A 16915-nucleotide genomic window follows, 5' to 3' on the forward strand; every position below is an offset into this window, starting at 1 on the left:
GGCGGTATGTTTAATCAATTTGCCGCCCTGCTCGCCGATGCGCTGGCCATGCTCCTGTTGGCACGCTGCCTGCTGCAATACGGCCGTTTGAACTATATGCATCCGCTGGCGCAGTTTTGCTGCCGCAGCAGCGACTGGTTGGTGAAACCGCTGCGCCGCCTGCTGCCGCCCTTGGGCGGCTTGGACAGCGCCTGCATTTTGGCGGCCTGGCTGTTGTATTTGTTGTTGTCGTTCATCAATCTGCCGTCGGGGATGTTCGGCTGGCCGATCGCAGCGGCTGATGTGTTGCTTGCTGCACTCGCCCTGACGCGTTCGGCGGCTTATGTGTTGCTGGGCGGTTTGCTGTGGCGCATGGTGCTCTCGCTCTCGCAGACGTATTCGCCGCTGGTGGCGGTGCTCAACCGCGTGTATGAGCCGCTGTGCCGTCCGTTTGCCTTTTTGCGTATCGGCCGCTGGGATTTTTCAGGTAGCCTGTTGGCGCTTTTGCTGTGGGGCTGGATTGGCTGGGGCTTGCCGGCAATTATCATGCATTTGAATTTTTTGCTCTTGCCATAAGCGGGCGGCTGTTTTATATTCCGCCTTTTTACAAAAGAAGCAGCCGCTTGCGGGAAGGAGCGGCTGGCAGGATTTCACAAAAAGGATAACTCATGGCAAAACTAACCGAGCAAGACATCATCAACTGGAAAGGCCCGGAAGAGGAATATATGAATGCCGATCAGCTGGCTTTCTTCCGTGAGTTGCTGGTTAAGCTGCAAGACGAACTGATTCAAAAAGCGGCCGACACCACCGGCCACCTGCAAAGCCACGAGGCTGCTCCTGACCCGGCCGACCGCGCCACGCAGGAAGAAGAATACGCGCTGGAGTTGCGCACCCGCGACCGCGAACGCAAATTGTTGAGTAAAATCCAAGCCTCGCTGCGCCAGATCGATGAGGGCGAATACGGCTATTGCGTCGATACCGGCGAACCCATCGGCCTCAAACGCCTGCTTGCCCGCCCCACCGCCACTTTATCGGTGGAAGCGCAAGAGCGGCGCGAACGCATGAAAAAACAGTTTGCGGATTGATGCTTCAAACAAATAGGCCTGCAAGAGTGGAATACCGGCCTGTTTGGATTTTGCACAAGCAGCGTGAAAATTAGTTATCTATATAAATCAGGCTGTAGCAAAAAAACTGTGTTTTTTGGTTTGACAGAATTTAAGAAAGCCGTATAATGCACGCTTTCTGAATGAGCGGCGAATTAGCTCAGCTGGTTAGAGCAGAGGAATCATAATCCTTGTGTCCGGGGTTCGAGTCCCTGATTCGCCACCAAATTTGGGGGTATAGCTCAGTTGGTAGAGCGCTTGCATGGCATGCAAGAGGTCAGCGGTTCGATCCCGCTTACCTCCACCAAATTTCAAAGAGTCGGCTAAAACAGCCGGCTCTTTTTGCATTTTCAGGTAGCCTTTGCGGTATGCTGCCGGGTATATAGTGAATTAAATTTAAATCAGGACAAGGCGACGAGCCGCAGACAGTACAGATAGTACGGCAAGGCGAGGTAACGCTGTACTGGTTTAAATTTAATTCACTATAAGCGATGGATATGGCCGAGAACATTCAATATTGGCAGCAAACCTTTACCTGACGCTGCTTCCCTCGAATCCATCCCAGACAAAAAATCACCTATATAGGTGGTTTTTTATCGCAGGTAAAGGTGGTAAGATGATTACATTAGAACGATAATGACTCTTTTCGCCCCTGCCGTTTGGGGGCAGGCAGGAGTAGGGCACTTGGAATGCGGTTGATGTTTGAGTTTTTAAGTTTTCAGGTAGCCTCAATTTAATTTCGAAACACAAACACACTTCCTCTTTGTTGCGAATACAGGGATTGCCCAACAAAAATAAGGAAAACGTTTATGGTACAAAAAGTTGGAATCAATTTTGTAGTGGCGCCGGACTACCTGCCAGACCACTTCAGCCATTGGTATCTGCTCAGCAGCCATTTACAGCGCGAAACCGAATTCTCCATCCATCTGCATCTGCCTGCTAATGCCGAAGAAATACAGGAATTGGCCGAGGGCGGCAAAATGGACATGCTCTATGCCAATGCCTTTGATGCCGTGGCGCTGATCAAAGAAAAAGGCTATTTGCCACTGGTGTGCCTGAAAGATAAATTTGATGAAGCCGTGGTGGCCGTCTCCGCCGAATCGGAATATCAAAAAATGGAAGACCTGCCGGCTGATGCGCTGATCAAAACCGGCCCTAATCCCGATATCCGCTGCCTTGGCCTGCGTTTGTTGAAACAGGCCGGGTTAGATGCGGAACAGCTTAAAATCGAAGAGGCCGCCACCTTCCCTCAGGCAGCTTCCGCCCTGATTAGAGGCCAAGCACAGGCTGGTTTCTTTCCGGCCAGCACCTATGCCCACATGAGCAAGCGCACGCTTGAGCAACTGCGTGTTTTGCAGGAAAGCAGTTTTGCCGCCGTAACGCATATGGTGGTGTTGTATCCCGATTTCGCCGAGCAGCAAGAAGCCCTGCGGCAGGCATTTGCCGAAATGGCCGACAAACCCACCGGCAAAACCACGCTGGAAGCATTGGATTTGCCTGCCGGTTTCGCCACCCTCACCCAAGAAGCCGCTGAACAGATGGTGGCCGATGCCGAAAACGGCAAACAGGATGATTGAGCGCGGCCACTGTTTTATGCCCATATCCTAGAGGCCTTTGCGAACAAACCGCAGAGCGGCACTTCGCAAAGGCCTCAAGTTTTCAAACGGAAATTGAATGACTATGCCCCAGCCCAGCCCCCATTCCATACTCACCATTATCGGCAAAGACCGCATCGGTATCGTTTACGACGTATCTAAACTCTTGGCCGAACACCAAATCAACATCCTCAATATCAGCCAGCAGCTCATGGGCGAATATTTCACCATGATTATCCTGATGGACACCAGCCGCTGCCCGCAAAGCCGCGAAGAAATGCTGAGCGTATTCGCCCAAGCCGGTGAGAAGTTGGGCTTGGATATCCGCATGCAAAACGAAGCCTTGTTCAACGCCATGCACCGGATTTAATCCTCAGGCTACCTGAAAATTCTTCGCCTCGATGACAGTATTTTAGGCAGGGAGTAAGTTTCAGGTAGCCTGGAGTGAACCATATGCAGAGATGTTTGCATACCCAGATGCGCAAGAATACTGAGGGGATTCATGCAAATATGTATGTCAAACTCAAAATATAATCCAACAATATGAAGGCTACCTGAAAATGTCCCTTCACTTTACCGAAATCCTCGAAACCATCCGCATGGTGTCCGACCAAAACTTCGACGTGCGCACCATCACCATCGGCATCGACCTGCACGACTGCATTTCGCCGGACATCGACACGCTGAACCAAAACATCTACAACAAAATCACCCGCATCGGCAAAGACCTGGTGCAGACGGCGCGGCATTTGTCCGCCAAATACGGCGTGCCGATTGTGAACCAGCGTATTTCCGTAACGCCCATCGCCCAAATCGCGGCGGCCACGGGTGCGGACAGCTATGTTTCCATCGCGCAGACGCTGGACAAGGCGGCGAAAGCCATCGGCGTATCGTTTATCGGCGGCTTTTCCGCGCTGGTGCAGAAGGGCATGTCGCCCGCCGACCGCGTGCTGATTAGCAGCATTCCCGAAGCCATGAAAACCACCGACATCGTGTGCAGCTCCATCAACATCGGCAGCACGCGCGCGGGCATCAACATGGACGCGGTGAAACTGGCCGCCGACACGATAAAACGTACCGCTGACATCACGCCCGAAGGCTTCGGCTGCGCCAAAATCGTCGTGTTCTGCAACGCAGTAGAAGACAACCCCTTCATGGCGGGCGCGTTCCACGGCTCGGGCGAGGCGGACGCGATTATCAACGTGGGCGTGTCCGGCCCCGGCGTGGTGCAGGCTGCCTTAAAAGACTGCGACAGCCAAAACCTGACCGAAATCGCCGAAATCGTGAAGAAAACCGCGTTCAAAATCACGCGCGTGGGCGAACTCATCGGGCAGGAAGCGGCGAAAATGCTGGGCATCCCGTTCGGCATTTTGGATTTGTCGCTCGCGCCCACGCCCGCCGTCGGCGATTCCGTCGCCCGCATTCTGGAAGCCATGGGCCTGACCGTCTGCGGCACGCACGGAACGACCGCCGCACTCGCGCTGTTGAACGACGCGGTGAAAAAAGGCGGCATGATGGCTTCTTCCGCCGTGGGCGGGCTGAGCGGCGCGTTCATCCCCGTGTCGGAAGACGAAGGCATGATTGCGGCGGCGGAAAGCGGCATCCTGACGCTGGACAAATTGGAAGCCATGACCGCCGTGTGCTCCGTGGGTTTGGACATGGTGGCCGTGCCGGGCGACACCTCCGCCGCCACGATTGCCGGTATCATCGCCGACGAAGCCGCCATCGGCATGATTAACAGCAAAACCACCGCCGTGCGCATCATCCCCGTTACCGGCAAAGGCGTGGGCGAAAGCGTGGACTTCGGCGGCCTGTTGGGCTACGCGCCGATTATGCCCGTGAAGGAAGGAAGCTGCGAAGTGTTCGTGAACCGCGGCGGACGCATTCCCGCGTCGGTACAGTCGATGAAGAATTAAACCAAAGGCTACCTGAAACCTTAGTTTGGTTTTCAGGTAGCCTCAGATATGGATGAAATCATGAGCAAAATCAAACAAGTTTTTCAAAATACCGATGTACATAAAGCCTTGGTTGCCTACATCACCGCCGGCGACCCGAACCTTGAAACCACGCTGGAGCTGATGCACAGCCTGGCTACCAACGGCGCGGACATCATCGAGCTGGGCGTGCCGTTTTCCGACCCGATGTCGGACGGCCCCACCATCCAGCGCGCCGCCGAACGCGCCTTGGCCAACGGAGTGGGTCTGGCCGACGTATTGGAAACCGTGCGCCGCTTCCGCCAAAGCAACCAATGCACGCCCGTGGTGCTGATGGGCTACCTGAATCCGATTCACAAAATGGGCTATGAGCCATTCGCCCGTGCCGCCAAAGCCGCTGGCGTGGACGGTGTGCTCACGGTGGACAGCCCGATTGAAACCGTAGCCCCGCTGCATAACGCACTCAAAGCCGCCGGGCTCGACACCATTTTCCTGGTCGCCCCCACCACCGGCGAGGAGCGGATGGCCGAAATTGCCAAGCTGGCTTCCGGTTTCGTGTATTACGTATCGCTCAAAGGCGTTACCGGCTCGGCCAGCCTGAACACCGCCGAAGTAGCGGAAAAAGTGGCCGTGCTGCGCCGCCATGTGCCGCTGCCGATTTGCGTGGGCTTCGGCATTTCCGATGCCGAGAGCGCGCGGCAAATCGCCGCCGTAGCCGACGGCGTGGTGATCGGCAGCCGCATTGTGAAAGAAATCGAAGCCAACCCCGGCCGCGAAGCCGAAGCCGCGGGCAAACTGGTGAAAAGCCTGAAAGAAGCCGTTTAAGGCTACCTGAAAACCAAGTCGGACAACGAAGCCATGGCTGCGGATACGGATATTGCTTTGGACAGCCTGCGTTGGGAAATCTGCCCCGATTTCGGCAACGATTGCCAGAGCGCAGGCATCAGCAGCGCCGATATCTACCTGAACGGCGCGGCATGGGGCAAATATTGGGCATGCTGGCCGCCCGCAGGCACGGGCGGGGCAAAATTGCTGCTTTCGCTCTACAACCCCGTGTTGCAGCGCCCCGATACGGCCATCCTGTTCCAATGTGCTGCCGGTTCAGGAATCTGCCTGCCGCTGGATGCCGACGAAAGCCCGTGGCCGGGCGATTCGTGGGGCAATCGCCCCATTCCTGCCGCCGAAGTGGCGCAATACGAAAAATACCGCTTCGCCCAACGGCTCGCCCGGCGCCTGACCATTCTCGACCCGGCCCTTGCCCGCTGCCTGAAACGGCTGCCCGGGCTTCATATCGACTTGGAAAACCTGTCGGCATACCGCGAGAGCGAAGGCTGCCATTATGTGCGGCAAGAGCGCTGGCTGCGCCTGCTGTCTGCCTTTGAGGCTACCTGAAAATGACACGAGACGAATTAATCGGCTTAGGGCAACGCATTTTGGCGGAAGAAGACGATGAAGTGTTGGACGGATTGATGGCAGAGTTCGACCGCAATGTGCCCCATCCCGAAGGCAGCAGCCTGTTTTTCTACCCCGAAGGCTGGAACGCCCGCAGCGGCGGCCTGGCGGATTACGCGCCCACGGCGGAAGAGGTGGTGGATGCCTGTTTGGCCTACCGCCCGATTTGCCTGTAAAACCGCCGCCCGCAGCCGGGAAAATCCTTGCGGTCTTTACAAAACTTGCCTAAACCGCCGCTATTGGCTACTATCCCGCCCGGCTGTTGCCCCGAGTGGCAAACCAAACCTAATTAGGAGCAAATGGAGTAAATCATGAGTTGGCTCGATAAAATCCTCCCCCCGAAAATCAAACGCGAAGACAGCGGTAAATCCGGCGTGCCGGAAGGCCTGTGGCGCAAATGCCCGGCCTGCTCCGAAGTGCTGTATGCCTCCGATTTGGAACAGAATCATCAAGTTTGCCCCAAGTGCAACCACCACAACCCGCTCAGCGCCCGCGAGCGGCTGGATCTGCTGTTAGACGAAGCAGGCCGCGAAGAAATCGGCGCCGAGGTGAAGCCCACCGATATCCTGAAATTCAAAGACAGCAAAAAATATCCCGACCGCCTCAGCGCGGCGCGCAAAGCCACCGGCGAGAACGATGCCTTGGTGGTGATGAAAGGCGAAATGGACGGGCTGCCCGTGGTGGTGGCTGCGTTTGAATTCCGCTTTATCGGCGGTTCGATGGGCTCGGTGGTGGGCGAACGTTTCGCGCGCGGCGTGCGCGAGGCGGCGGAAAACGGCTGCTCCTTCATCTGCGTGGCCGCTTCCGGCGGGGCGCGGATGCAGGAAGGCCTGAGCTCGCTGATGCAGATGACCAAAACCAGCGCCGTGCTGCACCTGTTGAGCGACAAGCAGCTGCCCTTTATTTCCGTGCTTACTGACCCGACCATGGGCGGCGTTTCTGCCAGCTTTGCCTTTTTGGGTGACGTGGTGCTGGCCGAGCCGAACGCGCTGGTGGGCTTTGCCGGCCCGCGCGTGATCGAGCAGACTGTGCGCGAAAAGCTGCCCGAAGGCTTCCAGCGCGCCGAATTCCTGCTGGAGAAAGGCGCCATCGACCAAATTGTGGACCGCCGCGAAATGAAAGCGCGCATCGCCAAACTCATCCGCCTGCTGCGCAACCAGCCGGTGGCGGCTTAGTTGGGAGAGATACGAAGGGAAACAGGCCGGAGCACTCCGGCCTGTTTTGCCGTTTTGGAGAGGCTACCTGAAAAAGCAGGGGGAGCGATTTAAAACCCTTCCCATACCCATCGGATTGAGGCTACCTGAAACTGGAAAGCAGCTTTCAGGTAGCCCCTCAAACCGCCTGCCTCCGATATAATCCCATCCGTTGTGTGCCGAGGAAACCGAATGAAACGCCTATTGAAACGCCCGCTGCGTGTGGTCATCCTGATTTTGGCTGCCGTTGCCATCCTGTATGGCGTATCCGAATGGCTGAAACAGCGAGAAATCCGTGCCGCCGAAGCCGACCTGGTCTTGCTGGCCGCCCCGCCCGCGCCGTCGCCGTCCGTGAAAAACGGCATAGACGCGCTGTGGCTGCTGGAATACCGCACCGCCAGCGATGACGAACGCGCCGATTTGATGCGCCGCTTCGGCAAAGCCATTCAATACGATAACGATGCTTCGGCGAAATATCCGGAATTGGCGGCCAAGTACCTGTCGCCATCCGACGACATCTTGACATTCAACGGCACGGCGGAGGAATACCTGGCTGAAATCCGCGCGAACTTGCCGAAATACCGCGTCGAGGCGGCAAAACAGGCCGAACTGTTTGCCAATGTGGATAATCTGGCCAATTACGACACCTTCGCCCCGCGCGACTGGCCGAACAACGAGGAGGATTTTCTCAAAATACGCCTGCCCCGTTTTCAGTTTGTCGCCATCAGCCATACCCTTGCCGCGCTGGATTGGGCGCAGGGCAGGGAAAACGAAGCTTGGCTGCGCGTCTGCCGCAACATCAAAACCGGCCGCAGCCTGCTGAACAGCCGCCCCGGCCTGATTTTCCCCATGATCGGCAACGCCCTTATCCGCCGCAACACCGGCTTGGCGGCGCAAATGCTGTATGAAAAGCCCGAATGGGCCAACCGCCTGCCCGCCGAATGCGGCGGTATGTTTGAGGTGTTGGACGAGCGGGAGCAAAGCCTTTGTTTGGCGATGAAGGACGAATTCCGCATGGCTATCAACCTGTCCATAAAACTGGAAGGCAAAGGACGGCAACTGATGCAGGTGCAGGAATGGCGGGAATTGATGGCTTTGGGCGGAGAACAAAGCGATGCCGCCGACGATTTCGTGCTGTTGGTTTTGCCGCGTTTCGATGCGGTGCACAGTTTGGCCATGGCCGCGCCGCATTATGCCGCTTTCTGCAAACCCGCCGCTACTGCCGTTTTGCAGGCAGACCGAAAAGCGCAGTGGTCGCAGCCGACTGCCAAAACGTTTGCCCGGAAATGGGCATGTCTGAGCAACAGCGTAGGCTGCCGGTACGTTGATCAGGCCATACCTTTGTTTGATGCCTTTGTTTCCCGCCTGCAAGATACCGCCATGCAGCAGCGTGCCTTTAACGCGGCCTTGGCCTTATACCGCCTGCCCGCCGGCCAGCGCCGCGCCGCCTTGGATAAGGTTTTGGCCGAACATTCCTCCCCGTCGCGCAATTTGAGCTGGAATGAGCAGGAGCGGATGATTTATTTCGATGCATACAACCTAAACAAGACTCCAGACCCGATTCCGGTTAACCTGAATGCTGGAAAATAGGGTGCAGCTGGTCTGAGGAAAGATAAGCTGCTGTCAGACCAATTTGCCTGCGCCAAGGAAGGCGGTAATAGCTGTGCTACACCCGACAAATGAAGGCTACCTGAAACAGAAAAACTGTTTCAGGTAGCCTTTTGCTTGGGTTGCCGGGTTATTCCACCGGTTTGAGGGTGGTCAGGACAGTGTCCCAAATAGCGAAGATTTCCTGCTGGCTGCGTTTGGTGCCGTCGAAGGTTTCGGTGCCGAAGGGCATCATCACGAGGAGGTGGTCGCTTTCGCGCTCCCATCTAAGCAGGTAGTGGTTGCCGTCCCAGCGGCTGATTTTTTCGTAGCCGGGCATGCCGTTGATGGTGCGCGGGCCTTGGCGGACGGCGTGGGCGGTGAGCGATTGCATAAAGCCTTTAAAGCCTTCGGTGTCGGGATGGTTGCGGCTGTTGGCGATGGAGGCGCTGCGCGGGTTGCGGCCTTGTACGATGAAGATGTAGGTGTCGTCTTGGCCGGTGAAATAAACGCTGGTGCTGGCTTTAAAGGGGGTATCGCCGTTGTCGGCAAAAAAGCCGTCGGGGATGCATACGCCTTTACGGCGCGGCACTTCGTATGGCTGGCGTTCGCGCAGGCGGGAGGTGAGCTCTCGGCGCATTTCCTGCGTTGCCTTGTCGAGCAGCGGGAGTTCCTGCTGCCGCCAGTTGTGTGGTTCTGTACCGCCCGGGGTGGGGATTTTTAATTCGCCGTCGGTATGGAAACCGCCGTTTGGGCCGAGTTTGACGATGAGCTCAGCGTCGTAGCGGATGCCGAGGTTCGAACTCAGGCGGCTGCCGTCGAACATGGGGGTTTTGCGGGTGAATTGCAGGAAGGCGCGGCCGGGGATGAGCTCGCGCTCGCCGATATAACCTTCACCATGGCCGGTACGCCGATCGAAATAGCGGTTAAATCCACCTTGCCGCCTTTGGGTGAGGATGACGTTGAGGAAACGCCAATCGTCGGCGTAGTGTTTGATATGCCAGCCGTTGTAGTGGTAGTTTTCAGTTTGGCCTTGGTCTCTTGAGCCGTAGCGGCGTTCGGCGGGCAGGCGCATTTGCACGCGGCCGGCGCAGTAGGGCTGGGCAGTCCAATAGGCGGTGTTGATCATGGAGGTGTCGGTGGGTTGGTTGGCAGCGGGCGGGGGCAGGGGGTTGCCGGCACAGGCAGCGAGCAGCAGGGCGGTGATGGGTAGGCGGATGGGTGTGCGCATGCGGTTTTCCTTATGTGGGATTAGAGTTTGAGGCTACCTGAAAGTTTCAGGTAGCCGGTAGTGTGGTTGAGGGTATTCATTGGCGCTAATTCATACTGAAGTACAGCAAAAGGCTACCTGAAACTTTTCAGGTAGCCTTTATGGGTCGTAGATTTATTCGGCTGCCGGGGCGGCAGAGGTTTCTGCGACGGGGGCAGCAGTTTCCACTATGGCTTCGGCGGGCTGTTCGGCAACGGCGGCTTCAGCCTCGGCCGCTTGTTGTTCGGCCTGCTTGGCGGCTTGGCGGGCAAGCATTTCCTGCACAGCGGGGTGCTGCTGGGCGATGGCCTGCTCTTCGGGGCTGACTTCGCCTTTGAAGCGGTTGTTCAAATCGAAGCGCTTGCCGCCGCGTGCCAGCGATTTGAGGTAGCGCGGGCGGCGGCAGTGGTTGGAAAGCACGCGGGCGATCAGGGCGGGGTCGTATTGGGGCAGGGCGGCAACGAGGTCTTTGTCGATGCCCAAGGCTAAAGGTTTGAAGCGTTTGAATACGTCGTATTTGCCGTAGATGTGGTCGGCAATCAGATCGGTTTGCTTCTTCTTGCTCATGGTCTGCACGGCAGATTTGAGGGCGGCTCCCAAGGCGGTTTCTTGTGTCATGGCAGGTTCTCGGTTAGTGGGGTAGTGGGTGGATTGTGGCACAGCTTGGCAGTTTTGGCGAACAATCCTTACGTTTTTGCCGGTTTGTGCGGCTTTGTCTGGCAATAATTGCTATTTTGCCAGACGGCGGGTGTTGCTTTCAGGTAGCCTGAATAGCGTGGATTTTGCAGCTGAAGCCTTTCTTTCATGCAGGGCAGCACTCTGCAAGAGTTCAGCCAGTACGCGGCCCAAACGGGCTAAGCAAGCAGTTTCAGCTATTCGGTTTCGGGCAGCTCCATGGTCAGCACGGTTTGGCGCTGGGTTTCGCGGAAATCGGCGAGTTTTTGCGCGATAGCGGCATCGTGATTGGCAAGCAGGGCGGCGGCAAACAGGGCGGCATTGGCGGCACCGGCTTCGCCGATGGCGAAGGTGGCCACGGGGATGCCTTTGGGCATCTGCACGATGGAGAGCAGGGAATCTTCGCCGCGCAAATATTTGCTGGGCACGGGCACGCCGAGCACGGGCAGGGTGGTTTTGGCGGCCACCATGCCGGGCAGATGGGCAGCACCGCCGGCACCGGCAATGATGGCCTGCAGGCCGCGCTCGCGGGCGGTTTCGGCGTATTCAAACATCAAGTCGGGCGTGCGGTGGGCGGAAACCACGCGGGTTTCGTAGGCGATGCCGAATTGTTTGAGTATGGCGGCGGCGTGCTGCATCACGGCCCAATCGCTGTTGCTGCCCATGATGATGCCGATTTGAGTCATTTAGTGTTCCTTGTGGTTTGGAGGTAAGAGGCTACCTGAAAAATATTGGCCATGGTGCGGCGGCTAAATCAGGCCGTAGGCACTGAGCTTTTTGCGCAGGGTGTTGCGGTTTAGGCCGAGCACTTGGGCGGCTTTGGATTGGTTGCCTTCGCAATGCGCCATCACGCAGCGCAAAAGTGGCAGTTCTACTTGCTGCAACACCATTTGATACACGTCGTGCGCCGGTTGGCCGTCGAGATCGGTAAAGTATTGCTGCAGGCTGTTTTCGATGCAAGCAGTGATATGGCTGTTCTGACGGAGCATTTTGCTCTCCTTTTATTATTGTGGTGTAAAAACGGGGTGGCAAACCGGTGTGTGATGCGGCAGCGGATGCCGCCAGTTTCCCTTGGTGCGGTTTGCGGTGTTTCAGGCCTGCCGCCAGGGGCAGGACCAGTATTCGTGTTGCTCGGACTGTGCGGACAAAAAAGCGGCCAGTCCGTTGTATTGCGCTTCGGCACTCTCCAGCGCATTGAGGCGGCGACGCTCGGTTTCGCCTTCCGGCAGGTCGGCCAGATACCAGCCGATGTGTTTGCGGGCAATGCGCATACCGGCCACTTCGCCGTAGAAGCCGTACATAGCACGGATATGGCCGAGCAGGGCTTCGGAGGCTACCTGAAAAGGCAGCGGCGGCGGCAGGCTGCCGTGTGCGAGGTAGTGCGCCACATCGCGAAACAGCCAAGGCCGGCCTTGGGCGGCGCGGCCGATCATCACGCCGTCGGCGCCGGTTTTGGCCAATACGCGCGCGGCTTTCTGCGGGCTGTCGATATCGCCGTTTACCCACACGGGAATGCTCAGGCGGCGTTTGGCTTCGGCAATCAGGCCGTATTCAGCCTGGCCGCGATACATTTGGGTGCGGGTGCGGCCGTGTATGGCGATGGCGGCAATACCGGCGTCCTCGGCCATGCGGGCAACGGTGAGGATGTTTTTGTGCTCGTCGTGCCAGCCCAGCCTTGTTTTGAGCGTAACCGGCACATCCACCGCGCGCACCACGGCATGTAAAATTTCGGCCACCAAGGGCTCGTTTTGCAGCAGGGCGCTGCCGGCCTGCACCTGGCATACTTTCTTGGCCGGGCAGCCCATATTGATGTCGATGAGCTGCGCGCCCTGTGCCACGTTGTAGCGGGCAGCTTCGGCCATTTGAGCCGGGTTGCTGCCGGCAATCTGCACGGCAATCACCCCGCTTTCGCCGCTGCGGTCGATGCGGTTGAGGGTTTTGCGCGTGTTTTGCAGATCGGGGTTGCTGCTGATCATTTCGCCCACTGTCCAGCCGGCGCCGAATTGGCGCGCCAGCATACGGAACGGTTTATCGGTGATGCCGGCCATCGGCGCGAGCGCCACGGCGGGGGAAACAGTGTAGGGGCCGATTTGCATAAAGCTGAACTGCTGTAAATTGGGAATTGTACATTTTTTAGACAAAGCCTCCAAGTGCGGCGGCGGTTGTCGGAACGGGCATGCTTATTTACAATGCGTGCCGTTATTGTTTTTCAGGTAGCCTGCAATTGCGAAGAAGGCTACCTGAAAGTTTCATTTGAATAGCGTGTTACAGAATTAAATAAAGAGATTACGCAATGGGAGCAAAAATGAATAAAACCTGTTTGGGCGGGCTGTTGCTGGCACTTATGCTGAGCGCCTGTGCGCAGCCGCAGGCACAGGTGCAAACGCCGCCGGCCGGGCAGCCGGCTTGGGCGGAGCAGGTGAGCAAGGCAGCCAATCTGTATCGGGTGGACGACAAACTCTACCGCAGCGAGCAGCCTGTGGAAGAAGATGTGGCGCTGTTGCAATCTTTGAACGTGAAAAGCGTGGTGAATCTGCGCTACTTCAACCGTAGCGGCGACCGCAAAGTATTGGCCGACCGGGGTATCGCGCTGTTCAACCGCCCGTTGCTCACTTGGCGGATTACGCCGCAGCAGGTGGCCGAAACGCTATATTTGATTGAACGGCAGCAGGCTGAAGGGCCGGTGTTGATTCATTGCTACCACGGCGCCGACCGCACCGGCCTGATTGCTGGCATGTACCGCATCATCTACCAGGGCTGGACGGTGGAGCAGGCCAAAAATGAAATGCGCCACGGCCCCTATGGCTTCCACAGCGTCTGGCGCAATATCGAGGATTTGTTTACCGAGGAAAACGTACGCCAAGTGCGGGCTCATTTGCAGCAGTTGCGTTCGCAGCCTAAATAGCCGAAAAATAAGTTTTCAGGTAGCCTATTGCCTTACCGGATGTTTTTAAGTACAATCCGCCGCTTGTCTGTAGTATAGGCAAATTCCCTATACCCGCTTTTTAAAGGAAAAACCATGAAACCTGAAATTCATCCCGACTACCATGAAGTCAATGTTACCTGCTCTTGCGGCAACAAATTCACCACTAAATCTGCCATGAGCAAAACCGAATTCAACATCGAAGTTTGCTCTGAGTGCCACCCGTTCTACACTGGAAAACAGAAGATCGTGGATAGCGCCGGCCGTGTGGATAAATTCAATCAGAAATACGGCAATATGTTCAAACGCTAATTTGCTGCCGTGTTTCTCCGAGGCTGCCGAGAGGCAGCCTTTTGTTTTGCCTGAAAATAGGGCGGGATAGTAGGGAATAGATGCCAAGCACAGGCTGCATGCAACAGAAATGAAAAGTTTTGACTGAAGCAGTTGGAAAATGGCATAGGCAGGCCATATTGAGCAGTGCAGGTTGGCACATAAGATGCTACCTGAAAAACAGCATTAAATTTTTTTTGCCACGCCACACCATGAGCCGCGCCGTTTCCATCACCACCTACAATATCCACAAAGGCATGTCGCCGTTAAATCGGCGGCTACAACTGCCGCAAATAGTCGATGCCCTGCAGCATCTCGACACCGATATCCTGTTTTTGCAGGAAGTGCAGGGCGTGCACCACAAACGGCAGCAGAACGTGCCCGAATTTCCTGCCGAGCCACACGGCGAAGTGATTGGCCGGCAGCTCGCTTTTGCCTGCAGTTATGGCCAAAACGCCACCTATGCCGGCCGCCACCACGGCAACGCTATCCTCAGCCGCCTGCCGCTGCAGATGCGCACTAATCTAAACGTATCGGTAAACCGGCTCGAACAACGCGGCGTACTGCATTGCGAAATTCAACCACCCGGCTGGGATAGGCCGCTTATCTGCCTCTGCGTACACCTCAATCTGCGTGAGGCTGACCGCAAACGGCAATACCGCACCATTGCTGACTATATCGAACACCAGATTCCATCCGATGCCCCGCTAATTCTTGCCGGCGACTTCAACGACTGGCGGCAACGCTCATGCAGCCGCTTCGGCCAACTGCTCGGTTTAGACGAAGCTTTCGCTCATCTGCCCGCAGGGCGGCCGAAAACCTTCCCTGCAAGGCTGCCCATACTCAGCCTAGACCGCATCTACACCCGCCATCTCACCGTATTAAATGCAGTAAGCCACCAAGGCCTGCCGTGGCAGCAACTCTCCGATCATCTGCCCCTATCCGCAGTAGTCTTGCCGAAGTGGTAGTCAGCGGTGAAGTAATCAGCAGCCCATCCGAGGCTACCTGAAATTAAATTCTTGCCAGCCGCCGCCGCCCAGTCCACAATAAGCCCCTTTCCAACCACAGTAAAACACAAGCCATGAGCCACGCCCAAACCTTCAGCCGCACCGACGACGTACGCATCCGCAGCATCAGCGAACTGCTGCCCCCCATCGCCCACCTCTACGAACTGCCCATCAGCGAAGCCGCCGCCGATTTGGTGGAAACTACCCGCCACCGGATTGCCGACCTGGTGCACGGCCGCGACCAGCGCCTGCTCGTCATCATCGGCCCCTGCTCCATCCACGATCCCAAAGCCGCCCTCGAATACGCCCAACGCCTGCTGCCCCTGCGCAAAAAATACGAAAAAGAGCTGCTGATCGTGATGCGCGTTTATTTTGAAAAACCGCGCACCACCGTCGGCTGGAAAGGGCTCATCAACGACCCGTATCTCAACGGCACCTTCGACATCAACTTCGGCCTGCGCCAGGCCCGCCGCCTGCTGTTGGATTTAAACAACCTCGGCATGCCCGCCTCTACCGAATTTCTCGACATGATTACCCCGCAGTATTACGCCGACCTCATCTCCTGGGGCGCCATCGGCGCGCGCACCACCGAAAGCCAGGTGCACCGCGAGCTCGCCAGCGGCCTCTCCTGCCCGGTCGGCTTCAAAAACGGCACCGACGGTAACCTCAAAATCGCCATCGATGCCATTGGCGCCGCCTCCCATCCGCACCACTTCCTTTCCGTTACCAAAGCCGGCCACTCCGCCATCGTCCACACCGCCGGCAACCCCGACTGCCACGTCATCCTGCGCGGCGGCAAAGAGCCGAACTACAGCGCGGAACACGTTAAAGCCGCCGCCGAACAGCTGGACAAAGCCGGCGTAACGCCCAAGCTGATGGTGGATTTCAGCCACGCCAACAGCCGCAAAGACTACACCCGCCAAATGGAAGTGGCGCGTGATGTGGCCGCGCAGCTGCAAAACGGCGAGCAAAACATCATGGGCATCATGGTGGAAAGCCACTTGGTGGAAGGCCGCCAAGACAAGCCCGAAACCTACGGCCAAAGCATCACCGACGCCTGCATCGGCTGGGATGCCACCGAAGAGCTGCTTGCCTTGATGGCCGAAGCCAATCGCGGCAGGGTGTGAGCGACAGGCTACCTGAAAAATTTTAATCTTCACCGTAGGAGTAACGATGATGAATAACCAACCACAACAATATACCCATAATGAAGTTAGCTTGTCAGAAGAGGGCAGTAATTTTCGGGATATATATCAATCGAGAGTCTTGGAGACGGAAAGTGAATATGCGGATGAAATGGAGGTGGATCTTGCCGAAGGGTGGCAGCGTATTGTAGCCGGAATTATTGATTGGGTTCTATGGAGTGTTTTTATGGTTCCTATGCAGCTTGCCGGAGTGTTGGCTATTTTGGGAGGAGTGATAGGAGGGTCATGGCAGGCTGAAGATAAATTATTATTATTGGGGTTGGTACTGATAACTATCGCATTTTGTATATATCAGATAGTTATTATGGCTAAAGACGGGCAGAGCTTGGGTAAGAAGATTTTAAGAATTCGGGTCATTACCGAAGACGGAGAAAACCCAGGATTCGTAAAATATGTTTTGGTTCGTGTACTCCTCTTTTACCTCCTAGTGGCCATTGCTCCTGCCTTTCTGGGGGAGACTGTTGCGGCAACAGTGTTTTGGGTATGTGCAATTGCATGCGTCATCATGCTCTTCATAGAAGGCCGAAACCGCCAAACCCTGCAAGACCTATTGGCCAAAACCTTGGTGATCAAAAACTAACCTTTTGCCGTTCCAACAACAAAAGGCTACCTGAAAAAACATAAATATTTACAAACCGCACCAAACTGTTAAAATTCATCACTTTCCAACAACGTCTATTTTA

The 16915-nt window shown here is 56.5% G+C and carries 20 protein-coding genes and 2 tRNA genes; 17 read left to right on the plus strand and 5 right to left on the minus strand.

Going from position 1 to position 16915, the window contains the following annotated elements; all coding sequences use genetic code 11:
- Positions 1-6: 6 nt before the first annotated feature.
- The 12 genes from A7Q00_RS08400 to A7Q00_RS08455 all read left to right on the plus strand — a co-directional run bounded on the left by A7Q00_RS08400 (position 7) and on the right by A7Q00_RS08455 (position 8846).
- Positions 7-555, plus strand: a complete 549-nt coding sequence (locus A7Q00_RS08400) for a YggT family protein (RefSeq protein ID WP_064090108.1) — start codon at positions 7-9, stop codon at positions 553-555.
- Between the two features lie 92 nt (positions 556-647).
- Positions 648-1064 carry an RNA polymerase-binding protein DksA gene (gene dksA, locus A7Q00_RS08405; protein WP_064090109.1) on the plus strand — a complete coding sequence of 139 codons (417 nt, stop codon included), beginning with the start codon at positions 648-650 and terminating at the stop codon, positions 1062-1064.
- A 167-nt stretch (positions 1065-1231) separates the two neighbouring features.
- Positions 1232-1308 (plus strand) — tRNA-Met (locus A7Q00_RS08410).
- A 5-nt stretch (positions 1309-1313) separates the two neighbouring features.
- Positions 1314-1389: transfer RNA gene (locus A7Q00_RS08415), tRNA-Ala, on the plus strand.
- A gap of 502 nt (positions 1390-1891) precedes the next feature.
- Complete coding sequence (locus A7Q00_RS08420) at positions 1892-2659, plus strand: PhnD/SsuA/transferrin family substrate-binding protein (RefSeq protein ID WP_064090110.1); 768 nt, start codon at positions 1892-1894, stop codon at positions 2657-2659.
- 97 nt (positions 2660-2756) lie between these two features.
- On the plus strand, positions 2757-3047 hold the full coding sequence (locus A7Q00_RS08425) for an ACT domain-containing protein (RefSeq protein WP_179946222.1): 291 nt from the start codon (positions 2757-2759) through the stop codon (positions 3045-3047).
- 190 nt (positions 3048-3237) lie between these two features.
- Positions 3238-4593: a PFL family protein gene (locus A7Q00_RS08430; protein ID WP_064090111.1), complete on the plus strand. Its 1356-nt coding sequence runs from the start codon at positions 3238-3240 to the stop codon at positions 4591-4593.
- 60 nt (positions 4594-4653) lie between these two features.
- On the plus strand, positions 4654-5436 hold the full coding sequence (trpA, locus tag A7Q00_RS08435) for a tryptophan synthase subunit alpha (protein WP_064090175.1): 783 nt from the start codon (positions 4654-4656) through the stop codon (positions 5434-5436).
- A gap of 33 nt (positions 5437-5469) precedes the next feature.
- Positions 5470-6003 carry a hypothetical protein gene (locus A7Q00_RS08440; RefSeq protein ID WP_064090112.1) on the plus strand — a complete coding sequence of 178 codons (534 nt, stop codon included), beginning with the start codon at positions 5470-5472 and terminating at the stop codon, positions 6001-6003.
- A 2-nt stretch (positions 6004-6005) separates the two neighbouring features.
- Positions 6006-6239, plus strand: coding sequence for a hypothetical protein (locus A7Q00_RS08445; RefSeq protein WP_064090113.1), 234 nt, complete (start codon positions 6006-6008; stop codon positions 6237-6239).
- 135 nt (positions 6240-6374) lie between these two features.
- The gene (gene accD, locus A7Q00_RS08450; protein WP_023886708.1) at positions 6375-7238 is read left to right on the plus strand and encodes an acetyl-CoA carboxylase, carboxyltransferase subunit beta; all 864 of its coding nucleotides are present in this window, start codon (positions 6375-6377) and stop codon (positions 7236-7238) included.
- Positions 7239-7448: 210 nt separating this feature from the next.
- Entirely contained in the window at positions 7449-8846 is a 1398-nt protein-coding gene (locus A7Q00_RS08455) for a hypothetical protein (protein ID WP_064090114.1), read from the plus strand.
- A gap of 148 nt (positions 8847-8994) precedes the next feature.
- On the opposite strand, the gene A7Q00_RS08460 is transcribed toward A7Q00_RS08455, so the two are convergent.
- From A7Q00_RS08460 to dusB, 5 genes are all read right to left on the minus strand, one after another.
- Positions 8995-10074, minus strand: a complete 1080-nt coding sequence (locus A7Q00_RS08460) for a T6SS immunity protein Tli4 family protein (RefSeq protein ID WP_064090115.1) — start codon at positions 10072-10074, stop codon at positions 8995-8997.
- Positions 10075-10227: 153 nt separating this feature from the next.
- The gene (locus A7Q00_RS08465) at positions 10228-10710 is read right to left on the minus strand and encodes a ProQ/FINO family protein (RefSeq protein WP_064090116.1); all 483 of its coding nucleotides are present in this window, start codon (positions 10708-10710) and stop codon (positions 10228-10230) included.
- 254 nt (positions 10711-10964) lie between these two features.
- Positions 10965-11453, minus strand: a complete 489-nt coding sequence (gene purE / locus A7Q00_RS08470; protein ID WP_064090117.1) for a 5-(carboxyamino)imidazole ribonucleotide mutase — start codon at positions 11451-11453, stop codon at positions 10965-10967.
- Positions 11454-11516: 63 nt separating this feature from the next.
- Positions 11517-11756, minus strand: coding sequence for a DNA-binding transcriptional regulator Fis (fis, locus tag A7Q00_RS08475; RefSeq protein ID WP_064090118.1), 240 nt, complete (start codon positions 11754-11756; stop codon positions 11517-11519).
- Between the two features lie 102 nt (positions 11757-11858).
- Positions 11859-12863, minus strand: a complete 1005-nt coding sequence (gene dusB / locus A7Q00_RS08480) for a tRNA dihydrouridine synthase DusB (RefSeq protein ID WP_064090119.1) — start codon at positions 12861-12863, stop codon at positions 11859-11861.
- 209 nt (positions 12864-13072) lie between these two features.
- Here dusB and A7Q00_RS08485 point away from each other — a divergent pair, with 209 nt between their 5' ends.
- The 5 genes from A7Q00_RS08485 (at position 13073) to A7Q00_RS08505 (ending at position 16812) form a co-directional block, all read left to right on the plus strand.
- Positions 13073-13672, plus strand: a complete 600-nt coding sequence (locus A7Q00_RS08485; RefSeq protein WP_245637551.1) for a dual specificity protein phosphatase family protein — start codon at positions 13073-13075, stop codon at positions 13670-13672.
- 114 nt (positions 13673-13786) lie between these two features.
- A complete protein-coding gene (rpmE, locus tag A7Q00_RS08490) occupies positions 13787-14002 on the plus strand; it encodes a 50S ribosomal protein L31 (RefSeq protein ID WP_064090120.1) in 216 nt (71 codons plus the stop codon).
- A 230-nt stretch (positions 14003-14232) separates the two neighbouring features.
- Positions 14233-14988, plus strand: coding sequence for an endonuclease/exonuclease/phosphatase family protein (locus A7Q00_RS08495; RefSeq protein WP_064090177.1), 756 nt, complete (start codon positions 14233-14235; stop codon positions 14986-14988).
- A 113-nt stretch (positions 14989-15101) separates the two neighbouring features.
- A complete protein-coding gene (aroG, locus tag A7Q00_RS08500; RefSeq protein ID WP_064090121.1) occupies positions 15102-16154 on the plus strand; it encodes a 3-deoxy-7-phosphoheptulonate synthase AroG in 1053 nt (350 codons plus the stop codon).
- Between the two features lie 46 nt (positions 16155-16200).
- Positions 16201-16812, plus strand: coding sequence for an RDD family protein (locus A7Q00_RS08505; RefSeq protein WP_064090122.1), 612 nt, complete (start codon positions 16201-16203; stop codon positions 16810-16812).
- Positions 16813-16915 lie beyond the last annotated feature (103 nt).

This window comes from Eikenella halliae (genome assembly GCF_001648475.1).
GTDB lineage: Bacteria > Pseudomonadota > Gammaproteobacteria > Burkholderiales > Neisseriaceae > Eikenella > Eikenella halliae.